We start from the raw sequence: 20,593 nt of genomic DNA on the forward strand, positions 1-20,593 counted from the left end.
CGGGGGTGTGGTGGGCGCGGGAGGCGCGACGAAGGGGTGAGCGGGTGACGGCGGACGCGGCCGGGGCGGCGGAGATCCGGGGTGCGCTGGTGCGGCTGCGGCGTGCGACGGGACTTCCGGTCGCCTTCGGCGGGCTGGTCGAGCCCGGCCGGCCGCGGGTGCGGATCAGTGAGCTGACCGGTACGGCGACGCTCGCGCTCAGCGCGCTGGCGGTGACGTCCGGCTACGGGCTCGGCGGCCGGGCGGTGGCGCGGGCCCACCCGTGCGCGGTCACCGACTACTCGCTGTCCCGGCAGATCAGCCACGAGTACGACGCGGCGGTGGCCGCGGAGGGACTGCGCTCGGTCCTCGCGGTGCCGGTGGTGGTACGGCGCCGGGTGCGGGGCGTGCTGTACGGCGCCCTGCGCACGGCCCAGCCGCTCGGCGACCGCACGCTGAGCGCGGCGGTCGGCGCGGCCCGGGACGTGGAGCAGGCGCTGCTGGTGCGGGAGGAGGCCCGCGAGCTGCTGGCCGCCGCCGCGTCAGAGGAGCCGGAGGGCGCGCGGTCCGGCCCGGCCTGGGAACAGGTGCGCGAGGCGCACGCGGCGCTGCGCGCCCTGGCCCCCCGGATCACCGACCCGGCCCTGCGCGCGGAGCTGCTCCAGGCCTGCGGCCTGCTGACCGTCGCGGCCGTCCCGGAGCCCGGCGTGCGCCTGGCCCCCCGCGAGGTGGACGTGCTCGCCTGCGTGGCGGCGGGGGCCACGAACGCGACCGCCGCCGCCCGGCTGGGCCTCGGGCCCGAGACGGTCAAGGGCTACCTCCGCTCGGCCATGCGCAAACTGGGCGCCCACACCCGCGGCGAGGCGGTCGCGGCGGCCCGCAGGGCGGGGGTGCTGCCGTAGCCGGCCGGGAGCGCCGGCGCACGGGGCCGCCGCTCGGCGGAGGGCTTGTGCGGGTGCGGCCCGGACGCCGTCGTCAAGGCGGGTCGCCCGGTGGTGGGAGTACCGTCGGCCGGGTGCTCGGGGTACCGTCGGAGGGCTGTGCGTGCGGGGCGTCTATTCGATCGGCGCGGCTTTGAATTCCGGCATGCACGGCTGCTGTTATTTCCCTCACGACGCCGGCACACCGGAATTCAGGGGCACGTTGCCTAGAATTTGGCCCGGACACGACACACGAGGGGAGCGGTGACCGTGCTACGGGACTTCAAGGGCCCTGCGGGCTGCCGCTCCGAGCTGGTCATCGGCCGGGAGGAGCCGTCCGCGGCGGCGCGTGAGCAGCTCGGCCGAGGTGGCAGTGTGCTGCTGCACGGGCCGGCCGGAATAGGAAAGTCGACCGTGCTGCGGGCATTGGCGGCGGAATACGCTCCGGCGGCCCGCACCGTGTTGCGCTGTTCCGCCACCGAGTCCGAATCGCATCTGCCGTTCCTGGCCCTCGCCGACCTCTTCGGTCTGGTCCTTCAGGAGGTGGCCGGCGAACTGCCCGCCGCCCAGCGCACCGCCCTGGAATCGGCGCTCACCGGACGCGGCGAGTCCACCCTCCAGCGCGACGGCCTCGCCCTGCGCCTGGCCGTCCTCTCCACGCTGCGCGCGCTCGCCGCCCGCGGGCCGGTCCTGATCGTCGCCGACGACCTCCAGTGGCTGGACCCGGCCAGCGCGGAACTGCTCGGCTTCGCCGCCCGCCGGCTGGGTGGCACCCCCGTGCGGATGCTGTGCGCCGTGCGCACCGAGGACGAGGACTACGGCCGTCATCTGCGCTCCCCCGCTCTCGGCTTCACTCGAGCGGGGGGACCCCCATGCCCGCCCGACACCCTCTCGGTGCGCCTCGGGCCGCTGACCCGCGCCCAGGTCTCGGCGCTGCTCGACCACCGCGGCTACACCGGTCTGCCGCGCTCCACGGTCCGCGAGATCCACCGCACCAGCGGCGGCAACCCGCTGTTCGCGCTGGAGCTCGGCCGGGCGCTGGCCGAGAGCCCCGCCCGGCCCCGGCCGGGCGAGCCGCTGCCCGTGCCGACGTCGCTGCGCGCCCTGGTGCTCAGCCGCCTGGAGATGCTGTCCGAGGAGGCCCGCCGCACCCTCCTGGTGGCCAGCGCCGGTGCCCGTCCCACCCCCGCGCTGCTGCACGCGGCCGGCCGGGAGAACGCCGAGGCCGAGTGCGCCCAGGCGGCGGGCCTCGGGCTGCTGGCGACCGAACCGGAGGGCCCCGCCGTACGGTTCGCGCACCCGCTCATCTCAGCCGCGCTGTACGCCGAGGCGCCCGCCCGGGAGCGGCGCGCCGTCCACGCGGCCCTGTCCACCGCCGCCTCCGACCCCATCGAACGCGCCCGGCACCTGGCCCTGGCCACCACCGGCACCGACCCGGAGGTGGCCGCCCGGCTCGCCGGGGCCGCCGCCCTGGCCCGGGACCGGGGAGCGCCGTCGGTGGCCGCCTCGCTCGGGCTGCTCGCCGCCCGGCACACCCCGGCGGACGGCGAACCGGGCCCCGACGAGCGGCGGTTGCTGGCCGCCGAGGACGCCATCACGGCCGGCGAGGTGGACCTCGCCCGGGACATCGCCCGCGACGTGCTGACCCGGGCTGCCCTGCCCGCCCAGCGGGTGCGGGCGTGGATGGTGGTGATCGAGGCCGCCGGGCAGGCCCTCGGGGACGTGGACGCGGTCTTCCCGCAGGCGCTGGCCGACGCGGGCGACGACCCCGGCCTGCTCGCCCAGGTCCACTACCAGCTGGCCTGGCGCGGACTGGTCGTCGAGGGCGACTTCGGCGAGGCCCGCCAGGAGGCCGCGCACGCCGCCGAACTGGCCGCGCGCGGCCGGGACCGGCGTACCGAGCTGATGGCGCTGGCGTTCCGGGCCTCCACCGAGACCCTGATGGGCCACCCCGACGCGCCGACGACGATCAAGCGCGCGATGAAGGAGCCCCAGGACCCCTACGTCGCCTGCCACCACAACGGCGTCGGCGCGGCCCGTTACCGCTGGCTGCTGATGAGCGACCAGCTCGTCGAGGCACGCGCGACCATCACCGCGCTGCTGCGCGAGGTGCGGCGGCGCGGCATGGTCGAGAGCGAGGTGCACTACCTGCGGCTGCTCGCCGAGACCGAACTGCGCGCCGGGCACTGCGGGCGGGCCCTGGACCTGGCCCGCGAGAGCCTGCGGCTGGCCCGGGACACCGGCATCGGCGAGGGCGCCTCGGCCATGCTGGCCTGCTTCGCGGAGGCCTCCGGCGGGGACACCGAACGGGCGCTGGCGCTGGCCCGCGAGGCGGTCCGGCTCGCCGAGGAGGACGGCGACCAGATGTACCTCTCGCGGGCCCTGGCCGCCCTCGGGTACGCGCAGTTCGTCTCCGGGGACGCGCAGGCCACCGTGGGGACGCTGCGCCGGGTGCGGGAGCTGGAGCTGGGCCTCGGCATCACGGACCCGGCGCGCGGCCGCTGGCACGGCGACCTGGCGGAGGCGCTGGTGCTCGTCGGCGAGCCGGGTGAGGCGCAGCAGGTCATCGACACGGCCCGCGAGCACGCGCTGCGGCTGGGCCGCGAGAGTGTGCTGGCCGTCCTGGACCGGTCCGAGGCGCTGGTGCGGGCGGCCCACGACGACACGGAGGCCGCCGTCGCCCGGCTGACGTCCGCGCAGGACCGGCTGGCGAAGCTCGGCAACGGCCTGGAGGAGGCGCGGGCCGCCTTCGCGCTGGCCCGGCTGCGCACCCGGCGCCCCGGCCCGACGTCGTACGACGAGGCGGCCCGGCTCTTCAGGCGGTGCAGGGCGCTGCCGTGGCTGCGCCGCGTGGACGCCGCCGCCGTCGCCCGTCCGGCCCAGCCGGAGCCGGAGGTGGTCCCGGCGGCGCTGGACGGGCTGGCGGCGATGGAGCGTCAGGTCGCCGCGCTCGTCATGGAGGGCGCCACCAACCGGGAGATCGCCGGGCGGCTGTTCGTCAGCGTCAAGACGGTGGAGGCGACGCTGACCCGGGTCTACCGCAAGCTGGGGATCCGCTCGCGCGTCGACATCGTCCGATTGGCGGCCGGCCGGCGCGCGAAGTGAGCGCGGCCCGGGTTGACTGACCGGGTGGATCTCAGTGCGGGTGGCTGCCGTGGCCAGTGCGTCGCGTACCGACCGGGGACGACCGCCCCGGTCGCCACCGCCCGGCCCCGCCACGGCGTTTCCCCGGCCGCGGCACCGGAGGGCACCGAGGGTTTTCCCTGTGCGAGTGCGCTAGGGGGTTCCCTCATTGGGGGCGGGCGGGGTGGGTCCTAGCGTGAGGGACGTGCCGCTCGCCCGGGCACGTGGGAGTCCGAGCACCGGGTCCCGTACCGCCCCGCTCAGCTTCCTGCCCGCGCGATCCCCCACCGGCCAGCCCACGAGGAGACGCATGTTCGGCCTCACCCGCGCCAGATTCGGCAGACGCGGACGGACCGCCGCCGCACTGTCGGCCGGCGCCGCGACCGCGCTGCTCACCGCGCCCTGCGCGGCAGCCGCCGCCGAACCCGGCGCCGGCGTACCGGAGTCCGTGGTCGGCGGTACCCCGACCACGACGAACGCGTACCCCTTCGTCGTCCAGCTCACGGACGCCGACGGCAAGCAGTTCTGCGGCGGTACGCTCGTGGCGGCCGGCAAGGTGGTCACCGCGGCGCACTGCGTGTCCGGGGAGAGCGCGGACGGCGTGCGGGCGGTCGGGGGCCGCACCTACCTCGACGGCACCGACGGCACGGTCAGCAAGGTCAGCGGCATCTGGATCGCCCCGGACTACTCGGACGCCGCGAGCGGCGACGACGTGGCCGTCCTGACGCTGGCGACCGCCATGCCGTACGCCCCGGCGAAGTACGTCTCCCACGCCGACACCGGTGTGTACAAGGCCGGGACCGCCGCCCGCGTCCTCGGCTGGGGCACCACCGCCGAGAGCGGCAGCCCGTCCGACCAGTTGCGGACCGCGACCGTGCCGGTGGTGTCCGACACCGGCTGCGCGAGCGCCTACGGCTCCGACTTCGTCGCGAGCGACATGATCTGCGCCGGATACCCGTCCGGCGGCACAGACACCTGCCAGGGCGACAGCGGCGGTCCCCTGCTAGTCGGGGGCGTCCTGGCAGGGATCACTTCCTGGGGGGACGGCTGCGCGCAAGCGGGCCGTCCGGGTGTGTACACGAGGCTGACCACCTTCTCCGACCTGGTCACGGCACAGGTCGGCTCCTGAGGTCCGCCGGGGAACCCCCGGGCACGTGCCAGGGGGCGTTGCGAGCCACCACGAGCGGCCCGCAACGCCCCCTCTCCATCCGGCGCGCCGCAGCGCTACTTGTCGGCGGTGAGGCGGCCGGCCGCGCCCCAGCTGTCGGCGGGCACCTCGTGGATCCACACCTGCACGGTCTCGGCCGGGATGTGGTACGCGTCGACGAAGGCGTCGGTGACGCGCTTGACCAGGTCGCGCTTCAGTTCGGTGTCGCGCGGACCCTGCTGGACGGTGACGATCGGCATGGCTGACTCCCTTGTTCCCGGCGGCGTTTCGCGGTCCTCACCGCGCGCCGCTGTGCTGGATCCAGTCCACCGCCTCGGGCTCCGGTGACCAAGGGCCGGCCCGCGACCGCGGCGATCAGTTCCCGTGATCGCCGCAGGCCGCCAGCAGGGCGTCGAGGTACGGGGCGGAGCCGGCGGCCCGGACGGCCAGCCCGGTGGGCAGCGCCAGGCCCGGGGAGCGGAAGGGCACGAAGGCCACCCGGGGGCTGTGCAGCACGCGCGCGTGGGAGGCGTACACGACGGTCCACAGCGGCCGGGTGCCGATGGTGGCGAGAATGTCCTGGAGCGATCCGCCCGCGGGGCCCGTCGGCGGCTCGAACCCGGCGGCGTGGCAGGCTCCGACGACCAGGTCGACGAGGGCCGGGTTGTTGCGGCGCTCGGTGAGGGACAGCGGCAGGCCGGCCAGCTCGGCGAGGTCGATGGCGTCCCGCGCGGCCAGCGGGTGGGCGGCGGGGAGCGCGGCCACCAGGGGGTCCGGCCACAGGGGCAGCACCCGCAGGCCGGGCACGGGATCGGCGGCGCGCACGAAGGCCGCGTCCAGAGAGCCCCGCGCGACCCCGGCGAGCCGGTCGGCGACGGGCAGCGAGACCAGTTCGACGGGGACGCCGGGCGCGTGTTCGGCGAACGCGGCGAGCACCCGGTCCAGATGGGCGCCGAGTCCCGTGCTGGTGCCGACGCGCAGGCCCGCGGGCGGGGCGACGGCCGCCCGGGCCCGGTCCGCCGCCGCGAGCACCGCGCGCGCCTCGGGCAGCAGCCGCTCCCCCGCCGCCGTCAGCCGCACCCGGCGCGGTGACCGGTCGAACAGCGCGCCGCCCAGGTCCCGTTCCAGCCGCTGGATCTGCTGGCTGACCGCCGACTGCACGATGTGCAGCCGCTCCGCGGCCCGGCCGAAGTGCAACTCCTCGGCGACGGTGACGAAGTAGGCGAGCTGGCGCAGTTCCATGGAGCAGACTCTAGGGTGCGTGACCGCGTCGGGCCCGCGGGGCCGGACGACTCCGTCCGCGGTACCGGGGTGCCGACAGCCTCCGGCGCGGGTGACGGCTCTGAGCCGGACGTCGTACGGCGTTTCGGGGTGCGGCGCGCCCGGCGTCCGCTGCGCCTCCTCGGTCACCTCCCGCCGCCGGGCCCGGCTGTCCGCGTCGGGCGCCGCGGTCAGTCGGCCCTCACGTCCACGGCCGACTCGGCGAACACCGAGACCACCGCGTCCGTGTACGCGCTCCCCAGTGCCTCGCGCGAGACGGCGGCGTCGTGCCACAGCACGCCGAGGGGGCGGTCGCTGTCCCTGCGCATGGACCGCAGGCAGTCGTGCAGCGCGTCCAGGTTGGACCCGAAGTAGCCGCCCGGCCCGTTCACCGCTTCCCCGAGGGCGCAGTAGAAGGAGTCCCTGGTGGTGACGGTGGAGCCGTCGATCACGGCTGTTTCGGCGGTTCCGTACCGGGTCGCGCGCCGGCCGGCGGTGAACCACGCGGTCTGCACCACGTGCAGCCAGCTCTCGTGCGCCACGGACGGGTAGCGGGTCCACTCGCCGGGCTCGGCCGGACCGCCGTCGGCCCACCTCGGCCAGATCCGCCCCGCCTCGGGGTACTCACAGGTGTGGCCGTGGAAGGTCCAGTCGGCGTCGGGCCGCTCGCCCGCGCCTGCGGACGGATCGGGCGCCGCGGCCGACGCCCGGCCGATGTGGTACGCGCCGACCGTGCCGCCGTCACGGCCGACCACTTCCAGTCGCGCGTTCTCGGTCCTGCGCCGCGCCGGGTCGCACCGGTGCGTCCGCAGGAAGGTGACCGCCGGCGGCGGCTCCTCCTCGGGGTCCACGAAGAATCCCCGGATGTCCTCCGCGGCGACGAGCACGTGCCGCGACTCGGCGTCGACGAGCCGGTACAGGACGCCTTGCGGCGGGGTGGAGCTCATGTGCGTGAAACCGATCCGTCCAGGAGAGCCGACCTGTCGCGGGCCGTACGGCGCCCCCCGCGTGCCGAAGCCGGGCGGACGGGGGCCGATACGACCGATCCCGAGCCTACCCGGCTTCGACCAGCGGGCTTTCAGCCCCCGTCGCTCACTTCTTGGTCCACCCCCAGTCGGGGAAGTGCGGGGCGGTGAACCGCTGGATCTTCTTGTAGTGGGTCGAGGTCCACCCGATGATCTCGGTTCCGTTGGGGAGCGTCTTCACCAGGATGCGCTCGTTGTCCCCCGCACCCGGGACCCGGTACTCCTTGGCACCCGCCCACTTCGGCCACTCATGCCCGAGGTAGGTGTCGTGCGAGACCAGTTCGCCCCGCTTGTAGGCGTCGTAGGCGTCCGCGATCTCGTTGCTCATGCCCTTGGGCAGTTTGTCCGACAGACGGCCGTTGGGGCACCGGTTGTTGTGGACGAGGACCGGCGTGCTGCCCGCCAGCACGTAGTAGGTGTGCAGGCCGGCGACCGTCAGGTTGTGGACGCGCTGGTCCTCCTCGACGTGCGTCCGCGCCGCGGTGACCGGGGCGGACGCACCGGCCGGCGTGGTCAGCGGCATGCCCGGCCGCAGATCGCCCGCGTCGCGCCAGGTCCGGTCGGCGCCGCCCACCCAGAACGGGTGTCCGGCGGTGGCGGTCAGCGAACCGGTCCGGCCCGTGCCCGGTGCCGCGACGCCGATGTCGACCAGCTTCTTGCTGCCCTGGCCGACGATGAGGGCCTGGACGGGTTCGTCCAGGGTGCGCCCGGTCAGCGGGTCGGTGGCCACCACGCGGTCGCCTACGCGGACGTCCTCGATGGGCTTGGTCCGGCGGCCGGCCATCAGGACGCGGGTGCCCGGCACGAAGCTGTTCTTCGCGCACGGGACCTTCTTGAGCAGCTTGAGCTTCAGGGCGCTCAGGGCGAGGTCCTTGAGGCACGAGGAGTCGAACTTGTCGAAGCACTTCTCGATCTCGTCCAGGCCCACGTACCAGGAGATCAGACGGTCCAGATAGGTGCTGGTGATGCAGCTCATGCCACCGGCACCGTCGCCGGCGCAGACCAGCTGCGTGTCGCCCGGCTTGATGTCGCCGTTGAACGCGTGCTCCCGACGGAACTCGAACATCCGCTTTTCGAGGGTCTTCCTCATCTCCGCGTCCGAGAGCGGCTTGCTCGGGTCCTTGGACTCCTCCTGGACCTGCGCCTTCAGCTCCGCCACGAGCTTGTCCGCGGCGATCTTCATCGCCTCCGACGAGGCCTTGGCCGCCGCGGCGGCGTCCTTGCCCGCGGCTTCCGCCGAGACCCCGGCCTGATAGGCGGAGATGCTCGCCTGGTAGGCGTAGCCACCGGCGACGGTCGCGGAGTGCTCCGCCTGCTGGGCGGAGTGGGCGGCCGACTGGGCGTCCTTCTGGGCCGAGGCCGCCGCGTTCCTGGCGGTCTTCGCGGACTCGGCGGCGCGGGAGGCGGAGGCCGCCGCGTCGTCGGCCGACTTGTCGGCCTGCTTCGCGTAGCCGTCGGCCTGCTCGGCGGACTTCTTCGCCTTGTCGGCCCACTCCACCGCCTTGGTGGCGTCCTTGCGGGCGAGAGCGGCCACGCGCTGCGCCTCGGCGGCGTCCGCGTGGGCGAGCGCGGCCGACTTGTAGGCGGCACTCAGCAGCGTGTTGATCTCCGCGATGTGGGACGCGGCGTTGGCGTCGCGCTGCTTCGCCCGGTACAGGCCCACCTGGAGGAAGGACCGCAGCCCGGCCGGCGGCCCGGACAGCGCCGCCTGCGCGGCGGCCTGGACCTCCGGCCCACCGGTCGCCAGCGCCTCGGAGACGGCGACCCGGTCGTCGTCCTCACGCGCCTTGTACTGGCCGGTCTCCAGGAACTCCTGGAGATCGGCGGCGGTGCCGTCCAGCGCCTTGCTGCCGGCGGCCTTCACCCCCGGCCCGCCCTGGGCCATGACCTGCCCGACGGCGATCCGGTCGTCATCCTCCTTGCCCGGGTAGGCGCGGGTGCGCAGCCACTCCCGCACCTGGTCGACCGGCTTGTCCAGCACGTCCAGCGCGGCCTGCCGCTGCGCCGGCTTGTCGCTGGTCTCGGCGATGTGCGCCACGCTCGCCCGGTCGTCCTGCTCCAGGGCGATGTCCAGCCCGGTGCGCACGAACTCGGCCACGTCCGCGTCCGTGCCCACCAGCGCGGTCTCGGCCGCGTCCTCGACCCAGCTGCCGCCGTTGCCCAGCAGGTTGACCGCGGCCTGCCGGCCCTTGACGGCCGTGACCTGCGGGTCGGTGGAGGCGGCGGCGTCCTGCACGAGCTGCCGGGTCTCGGCGTCCAGTTTCTGGACCCGGCCCGCCTCCCACTCGGCCTGGGCGACCTGCGCCTCGTGCTCCTGGTTCGCCTCCTGGGCGGCGAGGACGTCCTCGTCCTGCTGCTCGGCCAGCCGCTCGGCGTCCGCCTTGCGGGCCAGGTCGGCCACGGTCGCCGCCTGGTCGGCCGCGGTCTGCGCGTCGTCGGCGGCCTTGCTGGCCTCGTTCGCCGCCTGCGTCGAGGCGTTGGCGGCGTCCACCGCCTTGCCCGCCTCGTCGGCGGCCTTGTCCGCGGCGATCGCGGCGGCCTCGGCGTGCGCGGCGGCGGCGTTGGCCGCGTCGCGCGACTGACGTGCCGCCGTCGCCGCCTGGTTGGCGTTGGCCTGCGCGGCGCCCGCCGCCCGGGTGGCCTGGTCGGCCAGCCGCTTGGCCCGCGCCGCCGCCTGCTGCGCCTCGGTGCTCTTGGAACCGGCCTCACCGGCCCACCGGCCCGCGTCGGCGGCAGCGGCGGCGGCAGCGGCCGCGTTCGCACCGGCCGACGCGGCGGCACCGGCCGCCTTCGCCGCGTTGTCGGCGGCGATGCCCGCCTGGTCGGCGGCGTCCGCCGCCTTCTTCGCACCCGAAGCGGCCTTGCGCGCGTTCTCCGCCGCCTCGCGGGCCTGCTTCGCCCGGTTGGCGTCACCGGCCGCCGCCGCGGCGGCCGAGCGCGCCGAGGACGCCGCACTGCCCGCACGGGAGGCCGCGTACGCCGCCTGCGCCGCGGCGCTGGCGGCCTCCCGGGCCGTCCGGTTCGCCGCCGCGGCCGCCGACACCGCCGTACGGGCCGCCTGCGCCGCCCGGTCCGCCGCGGCCGCCGCACGCGAAGCGGCTGCCGCCGCCTTCCCGGCGGACGACTTGGCCTCCAGCGCCTCCTGCGCGGCCACCTGCGCCGCGGCCTTGGCCGCCTGCGTGGCCGCCGCCGCCTTGGCCGCCTCCTCCTTGGCCTTGTCGGTCAGCTCCTTGGCCTGCTTCTGCGCGTGGTCGGCCAGGTCGGCCAGCTGGGAGACGGTCAGCGTCTCCTGGTCCCGGGCGGAGGCGACCTGCCATCCGTCGTCCAGGAACGCCTGTACGTCCTCCGCCGTCCCGTCCAGCGCCTGCTGCGCGACCTGCTTGACGTTCGGACCGCCCGCCGACATCAGCCGCAGGACCTGGATGCGGTTGTCGTCCTCACGAGGACGGAACTGGCCCTTGTCGATGAACGCCTGCCAGTCGTCGGCCGAACCGTCCAGCGCCGTGGCCGCCGCGGCCTTCACCCCCGGACCGCCGTACGCCATGATCTGCGCGACCTGCACCCGCAGGTCCTCGTCGTAGGGCGCCTGGAAGCCCGAGTTCAAGAACTCCGTCAGCTGGTCCGCACCGCCGCTCAGCGCGGTGTCGGCCGCCGCCCGTACTCCGGGACCGCCGATGGCCATCACCTGGGCGACCTGGACCCGCAGGTCCTCTTCCCAGATGACCGGCAGGTCCTTCGTCATGAAGGTCTGGACATCCTCGTCCGACCCCGTCAGGGCGGCCTCGGCCGCCTTGCGCACGCCGGGGCCACCGTAGCGCCACGCCTCGAAGACGTCCGCCCTGTTGTAGTCCGGCACGTCGTCGGCCGCCGCCGCCGGGTGTATGTGCACACCCAGCAGCAGTGCCAGGGCCATCAGCGTGGCCGCCAGACCACGCCGGACCCGCACGACCCCGAATCGGGTTGCCAATGCCTCTTCTCCTTATCGATACCTGGGGGCCGAACGGTCCGAAGGGCAGGGCCGCCCGCGGACGGCCGGTCGCAGACGTGACCGGCCGCCGGCCGTCGCCGCCGGCCGTCCGGTCGTGCCCGCGGGGCGCGCACACGGTGCCGGGGAGAGGGTGGGCAGGGCAGCGGTCCGGCGAACGCACGGCCCGATGGGCCGTACGCCGTCAGTGGGCGGCGAAGCCTTCTAGAGGGGGTCGGTCACCCCTGCGGACCGTCGGTCGTCCTCGTGCGAACGGACGGAGCGCCCGGCGCCGTCAGGGACGGCGGCCGTCATGCGGTACGCCCGGGCCTGCCGCGCCGTTCCATGTCCGTACTCCCCCCATGGATGGAACTCCGCCCGTCCGTTTCGACGGCGTGTGACAAGTGCACGCCATTACCGGGACTTTAGCATCGGCACATCCGACTCACAGCGAACGTCACCTGGCCGGACAACCCCCGTCGGTCGCCGACGAGTTCGCCGTCCAGCCCGTCCAGCGCCTCACGCGCACCGTGACCACCGCCCCGTCCGGAGGGTGGTCGGCGTACTGCGGGTACCTGCTTTGCAGCAGCGCCAGGGCCTCCTGCCGCTCCCGCCGCGACCCGGGGGCCGACGGCTCGTCCGGTGCGCCGGGCGGCAGGATCCGGGCGACGCCGTCCGCACGGACCCACCACAGCCGTGCCCAGTCCTCGTCGTAGGCGTCGGCGAGGAGGGAGACGAAGGGGTGGGCGGCGATGTTGCGCAGCCGCTTCAGGCGGGTGGTGGTCTTCGGCTTGTGGTCGACGGCCGTCACGACGGTGTGCCCGTCCGGGACGGCGAACACCACGGGCACCAGGTGCGGGCGGCCCGCCGGGTCCACGGTGGCCAGCCGGGCCACGCGCGCGGCGGCGAAGCGGCGCCGGGCCTCCGGCGGTTCCATCCGCGGCACGTGGGTGCCTCCTTCCCCGGTGCGTGAGCGCGTCCGCGGGCCGGGTACCCCCTTGGCACCGTGCCGGACCCACAATGGGCGGCGGGGTGACGGCAGGACCTGGGGGACGACGACGAAGGGAGACGCATGCCGGGGCTCGCGGTTCCGCTGTGGGACGTGGCCAATGGACAGGGGCTGCGCCAGCTCGCCGAGCTGGGCCTTGCGCTGCTGCTGTCGAGTCTGATCGGCTGGGAGCGGGAGGCGCACCAGAAGAGCGCCGGTCTGCGCACCCACACCCTGGTCGGCGTCGCCAGCGCGCTGATGATGGAGGTGTCGCAGCACGGGTTCACCAACGTGCTGGGCCTGGACCACGTGTCCTTCGACCCGTCCCGGGTGGCCGCCCAGATCGTCTCCGGCATCGGCTTCATCGGCGGCGGCCTGATCTTCGTACGGCGGGACGCGGTGCGCGGGCTGACCACCGCCGCCACCGTCTGGCTGACCTGTGCCGTCGGCATGGCCTGCGGGGGCGGCCTGCCGATCCTGGCGCTGGCCACGACGGTGCTGCACTTCCTCGTCGTACGCGGCTATCCCCGGCTCTCGCGCCGGCTCATCCGGGGCGCGGTGCCCGGCATGGTCGAGGTGCGGCTGACGTATCTGACGGGCACGGCCCTGCTGCCGCGGCTGCTGGAGGCGTGCACCCGGCGGGGCTTTCGCATCCTGGAGGTGAAGGCCGACCGATTGCCGGGCCGCACCGACGCCGCGGCCCGCGTCCTGCTGCGCCTGGAGGGCACCGCCGACGCCGGGCGGCTGGCGTCGGAGCTGTTCCACGACGAGGGGGTCGTCGACGTCGAGCTGAACCTCGGTACGGACGACGAGGAGCAGGACGTGTAGGACGGCGTGGCGGCCAGGCGCCGCGGGCGGCGCGCTCACCCGGTCGGGCCGGCGCCGTGCATGGCGCCGGACCGGGCGGGCACCCGGGGTGCACTGTGCACCAGGAACACCACGGATCACGCGTGCTGCTCACCGGCTGGTTCAGTTTCCCGGACGGGGAGGCGACCGCCGGGGACGTCCTGGCGTTGCACCGGGTGGAGGACGTGCTGCGCCGGGCGGGCCTCGCCTACGACGTCGCCTGGAGCCCGGGTTTCCGGCCGGACGCGCTGCACCTGGAGGACGTCACGGCCCGGCGGTACGGGTACCTGGTGTTCGTGTGCGGTCCGCTGCACGGGCCGCAGGTGGAGGAGTTGCACCGGCGGTTCGCGCACTGCGGGCGGATCGCGGTGGGCACCTCGGTACTCGACCCGGACAGTCCGGCCGTCACCGGCTTCCACCGCGTGCTCGCCCGGGACGCGCCGGCCGCCGGGCCCGCCCTGGACCTGGCGGCCGGCGCCCCGGCCCTGCCCGCCCGGCCGGTGGTCGGCGTGGTCCTCACGCACGGGCAGCACGAGTACGGCGCGGCGCGGCGGCACGGCGCGGTCGCCGAGGCGGTGACGTCGTGGCTGGCCGGTAAGGACTGCGCACGCCTGGAGCTGGAGACCCGCCTGGACCGGCACGACTGGCGGCTGTGCGCCACCCCCGCCCAGCTGGAGTCCGTCCTGCTGCGCCTCGACCTCGTCGTCACCGACCGGCTGCACGGGCTGGTGCTCGCGCTGCGCGCCGGCACGCCCGCGCTGGCCGTGGACCCGGTCGACGGGGGCGCGAAGGTGAGCGCCCAGGCCCGTGCCTGCGGCTGGCCCGCGCTGGTGCCGGCCGAACGCCTGGAGGGGGCCGGGGCAGGCGAGCTGGACCGGTGGTGGGGCTGGTGCCTGACGTCGGGCCGGGTGGCCGCGCGGCAGTTGCGGGACGAGTGGGCGGCGGGGCCCGGGCAGGACGGGGCGCGGGAGCTGCCGGCGGTGCTGGGGGTGCCGCACGCGGGCCGGCCCGGGGCGCGGCACGGTTAACCCGCGGGGCGCCCGGGCACCCGGAACGGGACGCGGCAGGCAGCTCGGTCCCCGTAGGAGCAATAGTGTCGACAAACAGACTTCCCGATCACGAACAGCGGATCCTGGACGAGATAGAACGCGCCCTGAACCGTGACCGCCGGCTGGCCCGGCGGCTGAGTGCCACGCGGCGCCGCCGGCGCCCCGACCCCACCCGGGTGGCGGCCTACGCGCCGCGGACCTGGACCGTCGTCATGCTGCTGGCGGTCGCCGTGGCCCTGCTGGCGGCCGGCGCCGCCACCGCCGAGCCGGGGGTGATCTGGGCGTTCGCCGCGGTGTGGCCCATGGCGCTGTTCGCCGCGCTGCGGCTGTGGTGCGGGCGGTCGCGCTCCGCCTGAGCCGCGGCGGCGAGACCCGTCCGGCGGCCGGCGCTTCGGCCACGGAGCCGGGAGATTCGTCACGGAGCCGGGAGATCCGGTCACGGAGTTGCGTCAGGGGGTGGCGCCCGGAATTTGCGTCGGAGGAGTTTCGCGCCAGGGGTTTTCGTCAGGGGTTCGTCAGGGGGTTTTCGCGGGGGCGGCGGAGGTGAGCAGGCGCAGCGCGTCGTGGGACGGGCTGCCGGGTTCGGCGGTGAGGACCATGAGACGCTGTCCCGAGCCGTCCGGGCTGTTCCAGGTGTCGCAGTCGAGGGTGAGGTCACCGGCCACGCGGTGCCGGTAGTGCTTGGTGCCGTAGGCCGCGGTGGTGACGCGGTGTTCGGCCCACCAGGTGCGGAAGTCGGCGTCGCGGGCGCAGAGTTCGCCGACGAGCCGGTCGAGTTCGGGGTCGTCCGGCCGGGCGGCGGCGCCCATGCGCAGGGCGGCGACCGCGTCGCGGGCGTCGTGCGGCCACTCGCGGTGCAGGTCCCGGACGGCCGGGTCGGTGAACAGCAGGTACACGTAGTTGCGCCGCTGCGGCGGTATCCGCGAGAAGTCGGTGAACAGGGCCGCCGCCGCCGCGTTCCAGGCCAGGACGTCCAGCCGGTCGCCGAGGACGAGGGCGGGGGTCGCGGCGAGCTGGGCGAGCAGGCGCCGCATGGCGGGCCGCACGCGCTGCGCCGGCCGCGGTCCGCGCGGCCGGGCGTCGGCCTTGCCCGCGAGCCGGTACAGGTACGTCTGCTGGTCGTCGTCCAGGCGCAGCGCGCGGGCCAGGGTGGCGAGGACGGACGGGGAGGCGGGGACGCGGCCCTGTTCGAGGCGCGTGTAGTAGTCGACGCTGATCGCGGCGATCCGGGCGACCTCCTCGCGGCGCAGCCCCGCGACCTTGCGGCGCCCGTCCGTCCCGGGCAGCCCGAACTCGTCCGGTGCCAGTTCGGCCCGGCGGGCCTTCAGGAAGGCCCCGAGGGCGCGGGGGTCAAACGCCGTGGTCATGGCTCCCATTGTCGCGCACGCGCAGTGCGGAGGGGCAGCGCGCGGGAGGCGAAGGCGCGGCCCCGCCGCTGTCGTGCACGTCAGCCCGTGTAGCGGCGGGCCTTCGAGCGGCGCTGGCTGTCCTCCAGGAGCCGGAGCCGCCGCTCCACCTCGGGCGGGAGCACGCGGCGCTCGCGCAGGATCCACGGCAGGGCGCCGGCCGCCTCGGCGAAGGCCTCCAGGGACGCGGCGTCGCGGGGGACGGTGCGCGCCAGGTGCAGGGTGCGGCGCAGGGCGGGCCGCAGGGGCCGGCGCAGCCAGGTGAACCACAGGGTGTTGCGGATGCCGTCCCGGCGGCGGCGGGTGGGGTCACGTACCGCCGACGGCTGGTGATGGATCGTCAGTTCCTCGGCGTACGTCAGCCACCAGCCGTCCGCCGCCAGGTCGGCGGCGAGCAGTTCCTCCTCGCCGCCCAGCCACAGCCGGGGGTGGAAGCCGCCCGCGCGGCGGAACGCGTCGGTGCGCAGCACGGTCGCCGCGGCCAGGAAGGAGCCCAGCGCCGGGCCGGGCAGCCACCGGGGCGCGGGCAGGGGCGAGTTGCGCAGTTCCTCGACGATCGGGTCCTCCGTCCCGTCCGGTTCGACGACGATGCGTGCGGTGACGGACCCGAGTGCGGCGTGCCGGTCGAGCAGGTCGGCGGCGCCGGTGAGCGCGCCCGGCGCCCACCAGGAGTCGTCGTCGCAGAAGGCCACGTAGGGGGTGCGGACGCGGCGCACGGCCAGGTTGCGGCCGACGGCGCCGAGGTTGCGGCCGGGGCGCAGCAGCCGTACCCGCGGGTGGTGGCGGGCGACGGCGGCGGCGGTGCCGTCGGTGGAGCCGTTGTCGGTGACGATCACTTCGGGCCGCTCGGGGAGTTCGGCGAGCCGGTCGAGGGTGCGCAGGAGTTCGGGGCGGCGGTTGTGGGTGATGACGACGACGGTGGTGCGGGGGTCGGTCACGGGGTGCCTCCCTGGTCCGGGCGGGACGGCCGGTGGCCCGGCTCCGCGTCCAGCATCCGGGCGGCGCGTTCGACGTGGGGCGGCAGCGGGCGGCGGGCGCGCAGGGCGCCGGGCAGGCGGGCGAGGGCCTCGCCCAGGGCGCGCCGGGCGTGCGGGTCGTGGCGGGCGTCGGCGGCCAGGTCACGGGTGCGGGCGAGGGCGTGCGGCAGCGGGCGGCGCAGCCAGGCGGTGAGGAGTTCGTTGCGGCGTACGACGGCGGGGCGGTCGGTGCGGGGGGCCGGGGCCGGGTGGTGGTGCGCGACCACCTCGGGGCAGTGGGTGACGCCCCAGCCGCGGGCGGCGAGGTCGTAGGCGAGCAGGGTCTCCTCGGCGCCGAAGAAGAGCAGCGGGTGGAAACCGCCGGCGTCGAGGTAGGCGGTGCGGCGGGCGACGCCGGCGCAGGCGAGGAAGCCGAGGACCTGGGTGCCGGGCAGGTCGGTGGCGGGGCCGAGGGGCGAGTCGGCGAGCACCTTGTCGAGCGGGTCGGGTTCCTCCTCGGGGCCGACGAGGGTGCGGGCGGCGAGCAGCCCGAGCCGGGGGTGGCCGTCGAGGAGGCGGGCGGCCTCGGTGAGCGCGCCCGGCGCCCACCAGGAGTCGTCGTCGCTGAAGGCCACGTAGGGGGTGCGCAGGGCGCGGACGCCGTGGGTGCGGGCCGGGGCGCCCCGGTTGGACGGCAGGGCCAGGACGCGTACCTGGGGGAACTCGCGGGCGAGCAGGGCGCGGGTGCCGTCGGTGGAGGCGTTGTCGGCGACGACGATCTCGGGGCGTTCGGGCAGGGCGAGCAGGTGCCGCAGGGTCACGGCGAGGCTCGCGGAGCGGTTGCGGGTGGCGATGACCACGCCGACGGGGCCGTGCGTGGGTGCGTGTGCGTGTGCGTGTGCCATGGTGCCGGCCGTCCTTCGTCAGTGCGACGGCTCGGGGAGCGCGTCGAGGGCGTCCAGGGCCTCTTCGGTGCTGATCCTCAGCAGCGCGGGGTCGGGGCGGTGGCCGTGCGGGTCGCCCTCCGGGCCGTGCCACAGGGCGGTATGGCGGGGGTCGCCCCGGGGCGGACCCCAGCGGCTGGGCGGAATGGGGCCGCACAGGGTCACCGACGGGGTGGCGTGGGCCACGGCGAGGTGGGCGATGCCGGTGTCGCCGCTGAGGACGGCACGGGCGCCGGCGACCAGCGCGGAGAACCGGCCGAGGGGCAGACCGCCGCCGAACACGTCCGTGTCGGGCAGCCGGGCCCGCTCGGCGAGCGTGGCGACGAGGTCGCCCTCGTCCGGGCCGCCGGTGACGACGACCCGGTGTCCGCGGGCGCGCACCGCCTCGGCGACGCGGGCGAACCGGTCGAGCGGCCACTGGCGCGCGGGTGATCCGGCGCCGGGGTGCACGACGAGCGCGCCGGGGGCCGGGGACGGCCCGGCGGGGCGGGGCAGCCGCAGGTCGGCGGAGTCGGCCGCCACGCCGTACCAGCGCAGCAGCCGGCACCAGCGGTCCCGCTCGTGCTCGTCGGCGTACCAGGGCGGCCCCTCGATGCCGGGGGTGCGCGGGTGCGCGAACGCGAACAGCCGCCCAGGGCCGAGCGCGGCGAGCAGCCGGTGGCTGGGCGGCCCGTTGCCGTGCAGGTCGACGGCGACGTCCGGCGGCGGCCCGGTCCAGTCGAGCGCGGGCGGTACGGCCCGCCCGGGCGCGCGGGCGGGCAGCAGCCGGTCGACCGCGCCCGTCGCCTCGGCGAGGGCCCGCAGTTCCTCCGGCGCGGCGAGCACGGTCTCGTGCTGCGGAAACGCCCGCCGCAGGGCGCGCAACGCCGGCACCCCGGCCAGCAGATCACCGAGCCCGAGGGCGCGCAGGACGAGGAGGCGGGGCGTGTCCCCTCCCCCGGTTCCGCGGGAGCCGCTCACCGTGCTCCCTCCGCCGCCCTCGCCATCAGGGCGGTCGAGGAGCGGCCGTCGAGGTAGGGCAGGAGGACGGCCTGGCCGCCCCACTCCTGGAGGAGGGCCGCCTCGGGCAGGTCGGCCCCGGCGTAGTCGCCGCCCTTGACCCAGACGTCGGGGCGGAGTTCGGCGAGGAGGCGTTCGGGGGTGTTCTCGTCGAACACGGCCACGGCGTCGACGCAGGCCAGGGCGCGCAGGACGCGCAGGCGGTCGGCGAGCGGGTTGACCGGCCGGCCGTCGCCCTTGCGGCGCCGTACGGACGCGTCGGAGTTGACGCAGACGACGAGGCAGTCGCCGATCCGCCGGGCGGCCTGGAGCAGGCCGACGTGTCCCGCGTGCAGCAGGTCGAAGCAGCCGCCCGCGGCGACGACGGTGCCGCCGGTCGCGCGGACCCGGGCGACCAGGTCGCCGGGGTCGTCGCCCGGCGGCACGGCGCGCTCGTCGGGGGTGCCGAGCAGGCCGCCCGCCCCGCCGGCGCCGACGAAGGCGGTCGCCGCGGTGACGGCGCCCTCCACGGCCTCACCCACGAGCGCTCCGTCCGCGAGGAGTCCGGCCGCCGTGGCGGCGAAGCGGTCCCCGGCGCCGCACGGGTCGCCGTGGTGGGCGGCCGTGACCGGCACCAGCAGCGGGTGTTCGCCGTACGACAGGAGGGCGCCGCGGGCGCCGAGGGTGACCGCGACGGCGGCGACCCGCCAGTGCCGTACGAGAGCGGACGCCTCGTACGCGACGGCGCGCAGTTCGCCGGCGCCGGGACCGGCTCCGGCGCCGGTGTCGTCCGCGTCCTCGGCCGCCGCGCGCAGCGCCCCCGCGAAGGTGCGGGCCTCCGAGCGGGCCGGGGTGACCAGGCGCGTGCCCGGTACCGGCGGGCCGCCTCGGGGGTGCGGGTCCCAGACGACGGGGGGCCGCCTGAGCAGTTCGGGCCGCAGGGCGTCCGCGGTGCCCCGGCCGTAGTCGGAGACGAGGACGGCGGACGCGCCGGCGAGCACCGCGCGGGCCTCCTCGGTGGCGTCCCCGGCGCGGCCCGAGCCGTGGTCGAGGCGGACCACCGGCCGGCCCTGGGCCAGGACACGGGTCTTCTCCGGCACCTCGCCGCTCATCGGGAGCGGGACGAGGGTCAGCCAGGGTTCCAGCAGGCGGCGCAGCTCGCGGCCCGCCGGACCGTCGTCCAGGCCGGTGACGAGGGTGACGTCGCGGCCGTCGCGGGCGGCGAGGTACGCCGTGAGGGCGGCGCCGCCGGGCCGTACCCGCTCCGCGCAGTCGGCGACGACCGGTACGGGCGCGTCGGGCGCGAGCCGGTCCGCGTGTCCGGTGAGGTCGCGGTCCAGCAGGGCGTCGCCGACCACGACCAGGGGTGCCTTGCCCGTCATGTCACCTCCCGCCCCCTTCGAGGGCGTCCCGTTCGACGGTGTCCCGTTCGATGGCCGCGTCGAACGCGGCACAGATCATGTGCACGGCGACCAGGTGGAGTTCCTGCACGGTGGCCGTGGAGGCCCCGGCCGCGCAGAGCGCCTCGTCGCCGCCCGCGCTCAGCGGGTTGGGCGCCGGGCCGGTCAGCGCCCACACGCGCAGGCCCGCGGCGCGCCCCGCGTCGGCCGCCGACAACAGGTTGGCGCTGGCTCCGCTGGTGGACAGCAGCATGAGGACGTCGCCGGGCCGGCCGTGGGCCCGCACCTGGCGGGCGAACACCTCGTCGACGCCGTAGTCGTTGGCGATGGCGGTGGTGCTGGAGGTGTCGGCGTGCAGGGCGATCGCCGAGTACGGCGGGCGGTCGTCGCGGTAGCGGCCGACGAGTTCGGCGGTCAGGTGCTGGGCCTGGGCGGCGCTGCCGCCGTTGCCCGCGGCGAGCAGCCGTCCGCCGCCGCCGAGGACGTCGGCGAGCCGTTCGCCCCAGCGCTGGGTGATGTGCGCGGAGCCGCGGAACTGTCCGAGGGCGGCGAGGAGTTCGTCGCAGTGTCCGAGGACGGCCGGTGTTCCGACACTCATGGCGTCACCT

17 protein-coding genes are annotated in these 20,593 nt (G+C 76.1%); 6 read left to right on the plus strand and 11 right to left on the minus strand.

Translation table 11 applies throughout. The annotated features are described in order from the left end of the window. Positions 1-44 precede the first annotated feature (44 nt). The 3 genes from AB0G56_RS24655 to AB0G56_RS24665 all read left to right on the plus strand — a co-directional run bounded on the left by AB0G56_RS24655 (position 45) and on the right by AB0G56_RS24665 (position 5,151). A complete protein-coding gene (locus AB0G56_RS24655) occupies positions 45-881 on the plus strand; it encodes a LuxR C-terminal-related transcriptional regulator (RefSeq protein ID WP_360972773.1) in 837 nt (278 codons plus the stop codon). 282 nt (positions 882-1,163) lie between these two features. Then, entirely contained in the window at positions 1,164-4,004 is a 2,841-nt protein-coding gene (locus tag AB0G56_RS24660; protein ID WP_360972775.1) for an AAA family ATPase, read from the plus strand. 328 nt (positions 4,005-4,332) lie between these two features. After that, positions 4,333-5,151 (plus strand): serine protease, encoded by an 819-nt coding sequence (locus tag AB0G56_RS24665; RefSeq protein WP_360972777.1) that lies wholly within the window; start codon positions 4,333-4,335, stop codon positions 5,149-5,151. A gap of 95 nt (positions 5,152-5,246) precedes the next feature. Here the strand turns inward: AB0G56_RS24665 and dmpI are convergent, their stop codons facing one another. From dmpI to AB0G56_RS24690, 5 genes are all read right to left on the minus strand, one after another. Then, a complete protein-coding gene (dmpI, locus tag AB0G56_RS24670) occupies positions 5,247-5,429 on the minus strand; it encodes a 4-oxalocrotonate tautomerase DmpI (protein WP_360972779.1) in 183 nt (60 codons plus the stop codon). A gap of 115 nt (positions 5,430-5,544) precedes the next feature. Next, positions 5,545-6,411: a LysR substrate-binding domain-containing protein gene (locus AB0G56_RS24675; RefSeq protein ID WP_360972781.1), complete on the minus strand. Its 867-nt coding sequence runs from the start codon at positions 6,409-6,411 to the stop codon at positions 5,545-5,547. Positions 6,412-6,620: 209 nt separating this feature from the next. Then, the gene (locus tag AB0G56_RS24680) at positions 6,621-7,376 is read right to left on the minus strand and encodes a barstar family protein (protein WP_360972783.1); all 756 of its coding nucleotides are present in this window, start codon (positions 7,374-7,376) and stop codon (positions 6,621-6,623) included. Between the two features lie 145 nt (positions 7,377-7,521). Further along, the gene (locus AB0G56_RS24685) at positions 7,522-11,421 is read right to left on the minus strand and encodes a polymorphic toxin-type HINT domain-containing protein (protein WP_360972785.1); all 3,900 of its coding nucleotides are present in this window, start codon (positions 11,419-11,421) and stop codon (positions 7,522-7,524) included. A gap of 454 nt (positions 11,422-11,875) precedes the next feature. Continuing rightward, positions 11,876-12,364, minus strand: a complete 489-nt coding sequence (locus tag AB0G56_RS24690) for a TIGR03668 family PPOX class F420-dependent oxidoreductase (RefSeq protein ID WP_360972787.1) — start codon at positions 12,362-12,364, stop codon at positions 11,876-11,878. Positions 12,365-12,490: 126 nt separating this feature from the next. Between AB0G56_RS24690 and AB0G56_RS24695 the strand changes: the two genes are divergently transcribed. The 3 genes from AB0G56_RS24695 (at position 12,491) to AB0G56_RS24705 (ending at position 14,657) form a co-directional block, all read left to right on the plus strand. Next, a complete protein-coding gene (locus AB0G56_RS24695) occupies positions 12,491-13,234 on the plus strand; it encodes an MgtC/SapB family protein (protein WP_360972789.1) in 744 nt (247 codons plus the stop codon). Positions 13,235-13,356: 122 nt separating this feature from the next. Continuing rightward, a complete protein-coding gene (locus AB0G56_RS24700) occupies positions 13,357-14,280 on the plus strand; it encodes a polysaccharide pyruvyl transferase family protein (RefSeq protein WP_360972791.1) in 924 nt (307 codons plus the stop codon). A 65-nt stretch (positions 14,281-14,345) separates the two neighbouring features. Beyond that, entirely contained in the window at positions 14,346-14,657 is a 312-nt protein-coding gene (locus AB0G56_RS24705; protein WP_360972793.1) for a DUF3040 domain-containing protein, read from the plus strand. A 159-nt stretch (positions 14,658-14,816) separates the two neighbouring features. On the opposite strand, the gene AB0G56_RS24710 is transcribed toward AB0G56_RS24705, so the two are convergent. The 6 genes from AB0G56_RS24710 to AB0G56_RS24735 all read right to left on the minus strand — a co-directional run bounded on the left by AB0G56_RS24710 (position 14,817) and on the right by AB0G56_RS24735 (position 20,583). After that, positions 14,817-15,668, minus strand: coding sequence for a helix-turn-helix domain-containing protein (locus AB0G56_RS24710; RefSeq protein ID WP_360972795.1), 852 nt, complete (start codon positions 15,666-15,668; stop codon positions 14,817-14,819). Positions 15,669-15,748: 80 nt separating this feature from the next. Continuing rightward, positions 15,749-16,645 carry a glycosyltransferase gene (locus tag AB0G56_RS24715; protein ID WP_360972797.1) on the minus strand — a complete coding sequence of 299 codons (897 nt, stop codon included), beginning with the start codon at positions 16,643-16,645 and terminating at the stop codon, positions 15,749-15,751. Continuing rightward, positions 16,642-17,568 (minus strand): glycosyltransferase, encoded by a 927-nt coding sequence (locus AB0G56_RS24720; protein WP_360972799.1) that lies wholly within the window; start codon positions 17,566-17,568, stop codon positions 16,642-16,644. The genes AB0G56_RS24715 and AB0G56_RS24720 overlap by 4 nt, the downstream gene beginning before the upstream one ends. 18 nt (positions 17,569-17,586) lie before the next feature. Further along, positions 17,587-18,567, minus strand: coding sequence for a glycosyltransferase family 9 protein (locus tag AB0G56_RS24725; protein WP_360972801.1), 981 nt, complete (start codon positions 18,565-18,567; stop codon positions 17,587-17,589). Further along, complete coding sequence (gene rfaE2 / locus AB0G56_RS24730) at positions 18,564-19,967, minus strand: D-glycero-beta-D-manno-heptose 1-phosphate adenylyltransferase (RefSeq protein WP_360972803.1); 1,404 nt, start codon at positions 19,965-19,967, stop codon at positions 18,564-18,566. The genes AB0G56_RS24725 and rfaE2 overlap by 4 nt, the downstream gene beginning before the upstream one ends. A 1-nt stretch (position 19,968) precedes the next feature. Beyond that, positions 19,969-20,583 carry an SIS domain-containing protein gene (locus AB0G56_RS24735; protein ID WP_360972805.1) on the minus strand — a complete coding sequence of 205 codons (615 nt, stop codon included), beginning with the start codon at positions 20,581-20,583 and terminating at the stop codon, positions 19,969-19,971. Positions 20,584-20,593: the final 10 nt, after the last annotated feature.

It is taken from the genome of Streptomyces sp. NPDC021356 (assembly GCF_040641015.1).
Lineage (GTDB): Bacteria > Actinomycetota > Actinomycetes > Streptomycetales > Streptomycetaceae > Streptomyces.

Excerpts from the sequence above, each read along its gene's own strand:
- AB0G56_RS24665 (WP_360972777.1), top strand. The coding sequence starts at position 4,333 with ATGTTCGGCCTCACCCGCGCCAGATTCGGCAGACGCGGACGGACCGCC.
- dmpI (WP_360972779.1), bottom strand. The coding sequence starts at position 5,429 with ATGCCGATCGTCACCGTCCAGCAGGGTCCGCGCGACACCGAACTGAAG.
- AB0G56_RS24675 (WP_360972781.1), bottom strand. The coding sequence starts at position 6,411 with ATGGAACTGCGCCAGCTCGCCTACTTCGTCACCGTCGCCGAGGAGTTG.
- AB0G56_RS24680 (WP_360972783.1), bottom strand. The coding sequence starts at position 7,376 with ATGAGCTCCACCCCGCCGCAAGGCGTCCTGTACCGGCTCGTCGACGCC.
- AB0G56_RS24695 (WP_360972789.1), top strand. The coding sequence starts at position 12,491 with ATGCCGGGGCTCGCGGTTCCGCTGTGGGACGTGGCCAATGGACAGGGG.
- AB0G56_RS24710 (WP_360972795.1), bottom strand. The coding sequence starts at position 15,668 with ATGACCACGGCGTTTGACCCCCGCGCCCTCGGGGCCTTCCTGAAGGCC.
- AB0G56_RS24720 (WP_360972799.1), bottom strand. The coding sequence starts at position 17,568 with ATGGCACACGCACACGCACACGCACCCACGCACGGCCCCGTCGGCGTG.
- rfaE2 (WP_360972803.1), bottom strand. The coding sequence starts at position 19,967 with ATGACGGGCAAGGCACCCCTGGTCGTGGTCGGCGACGCCCTGCTGGAC.
- AB0G56_RS24735 (WP_360972805.1), bottom strand. The coding sequence starts at position 20,583 with ATGAGTGTCGGAACACCGGCCGTCCTCGGACACTGCGACGAACTCCTC.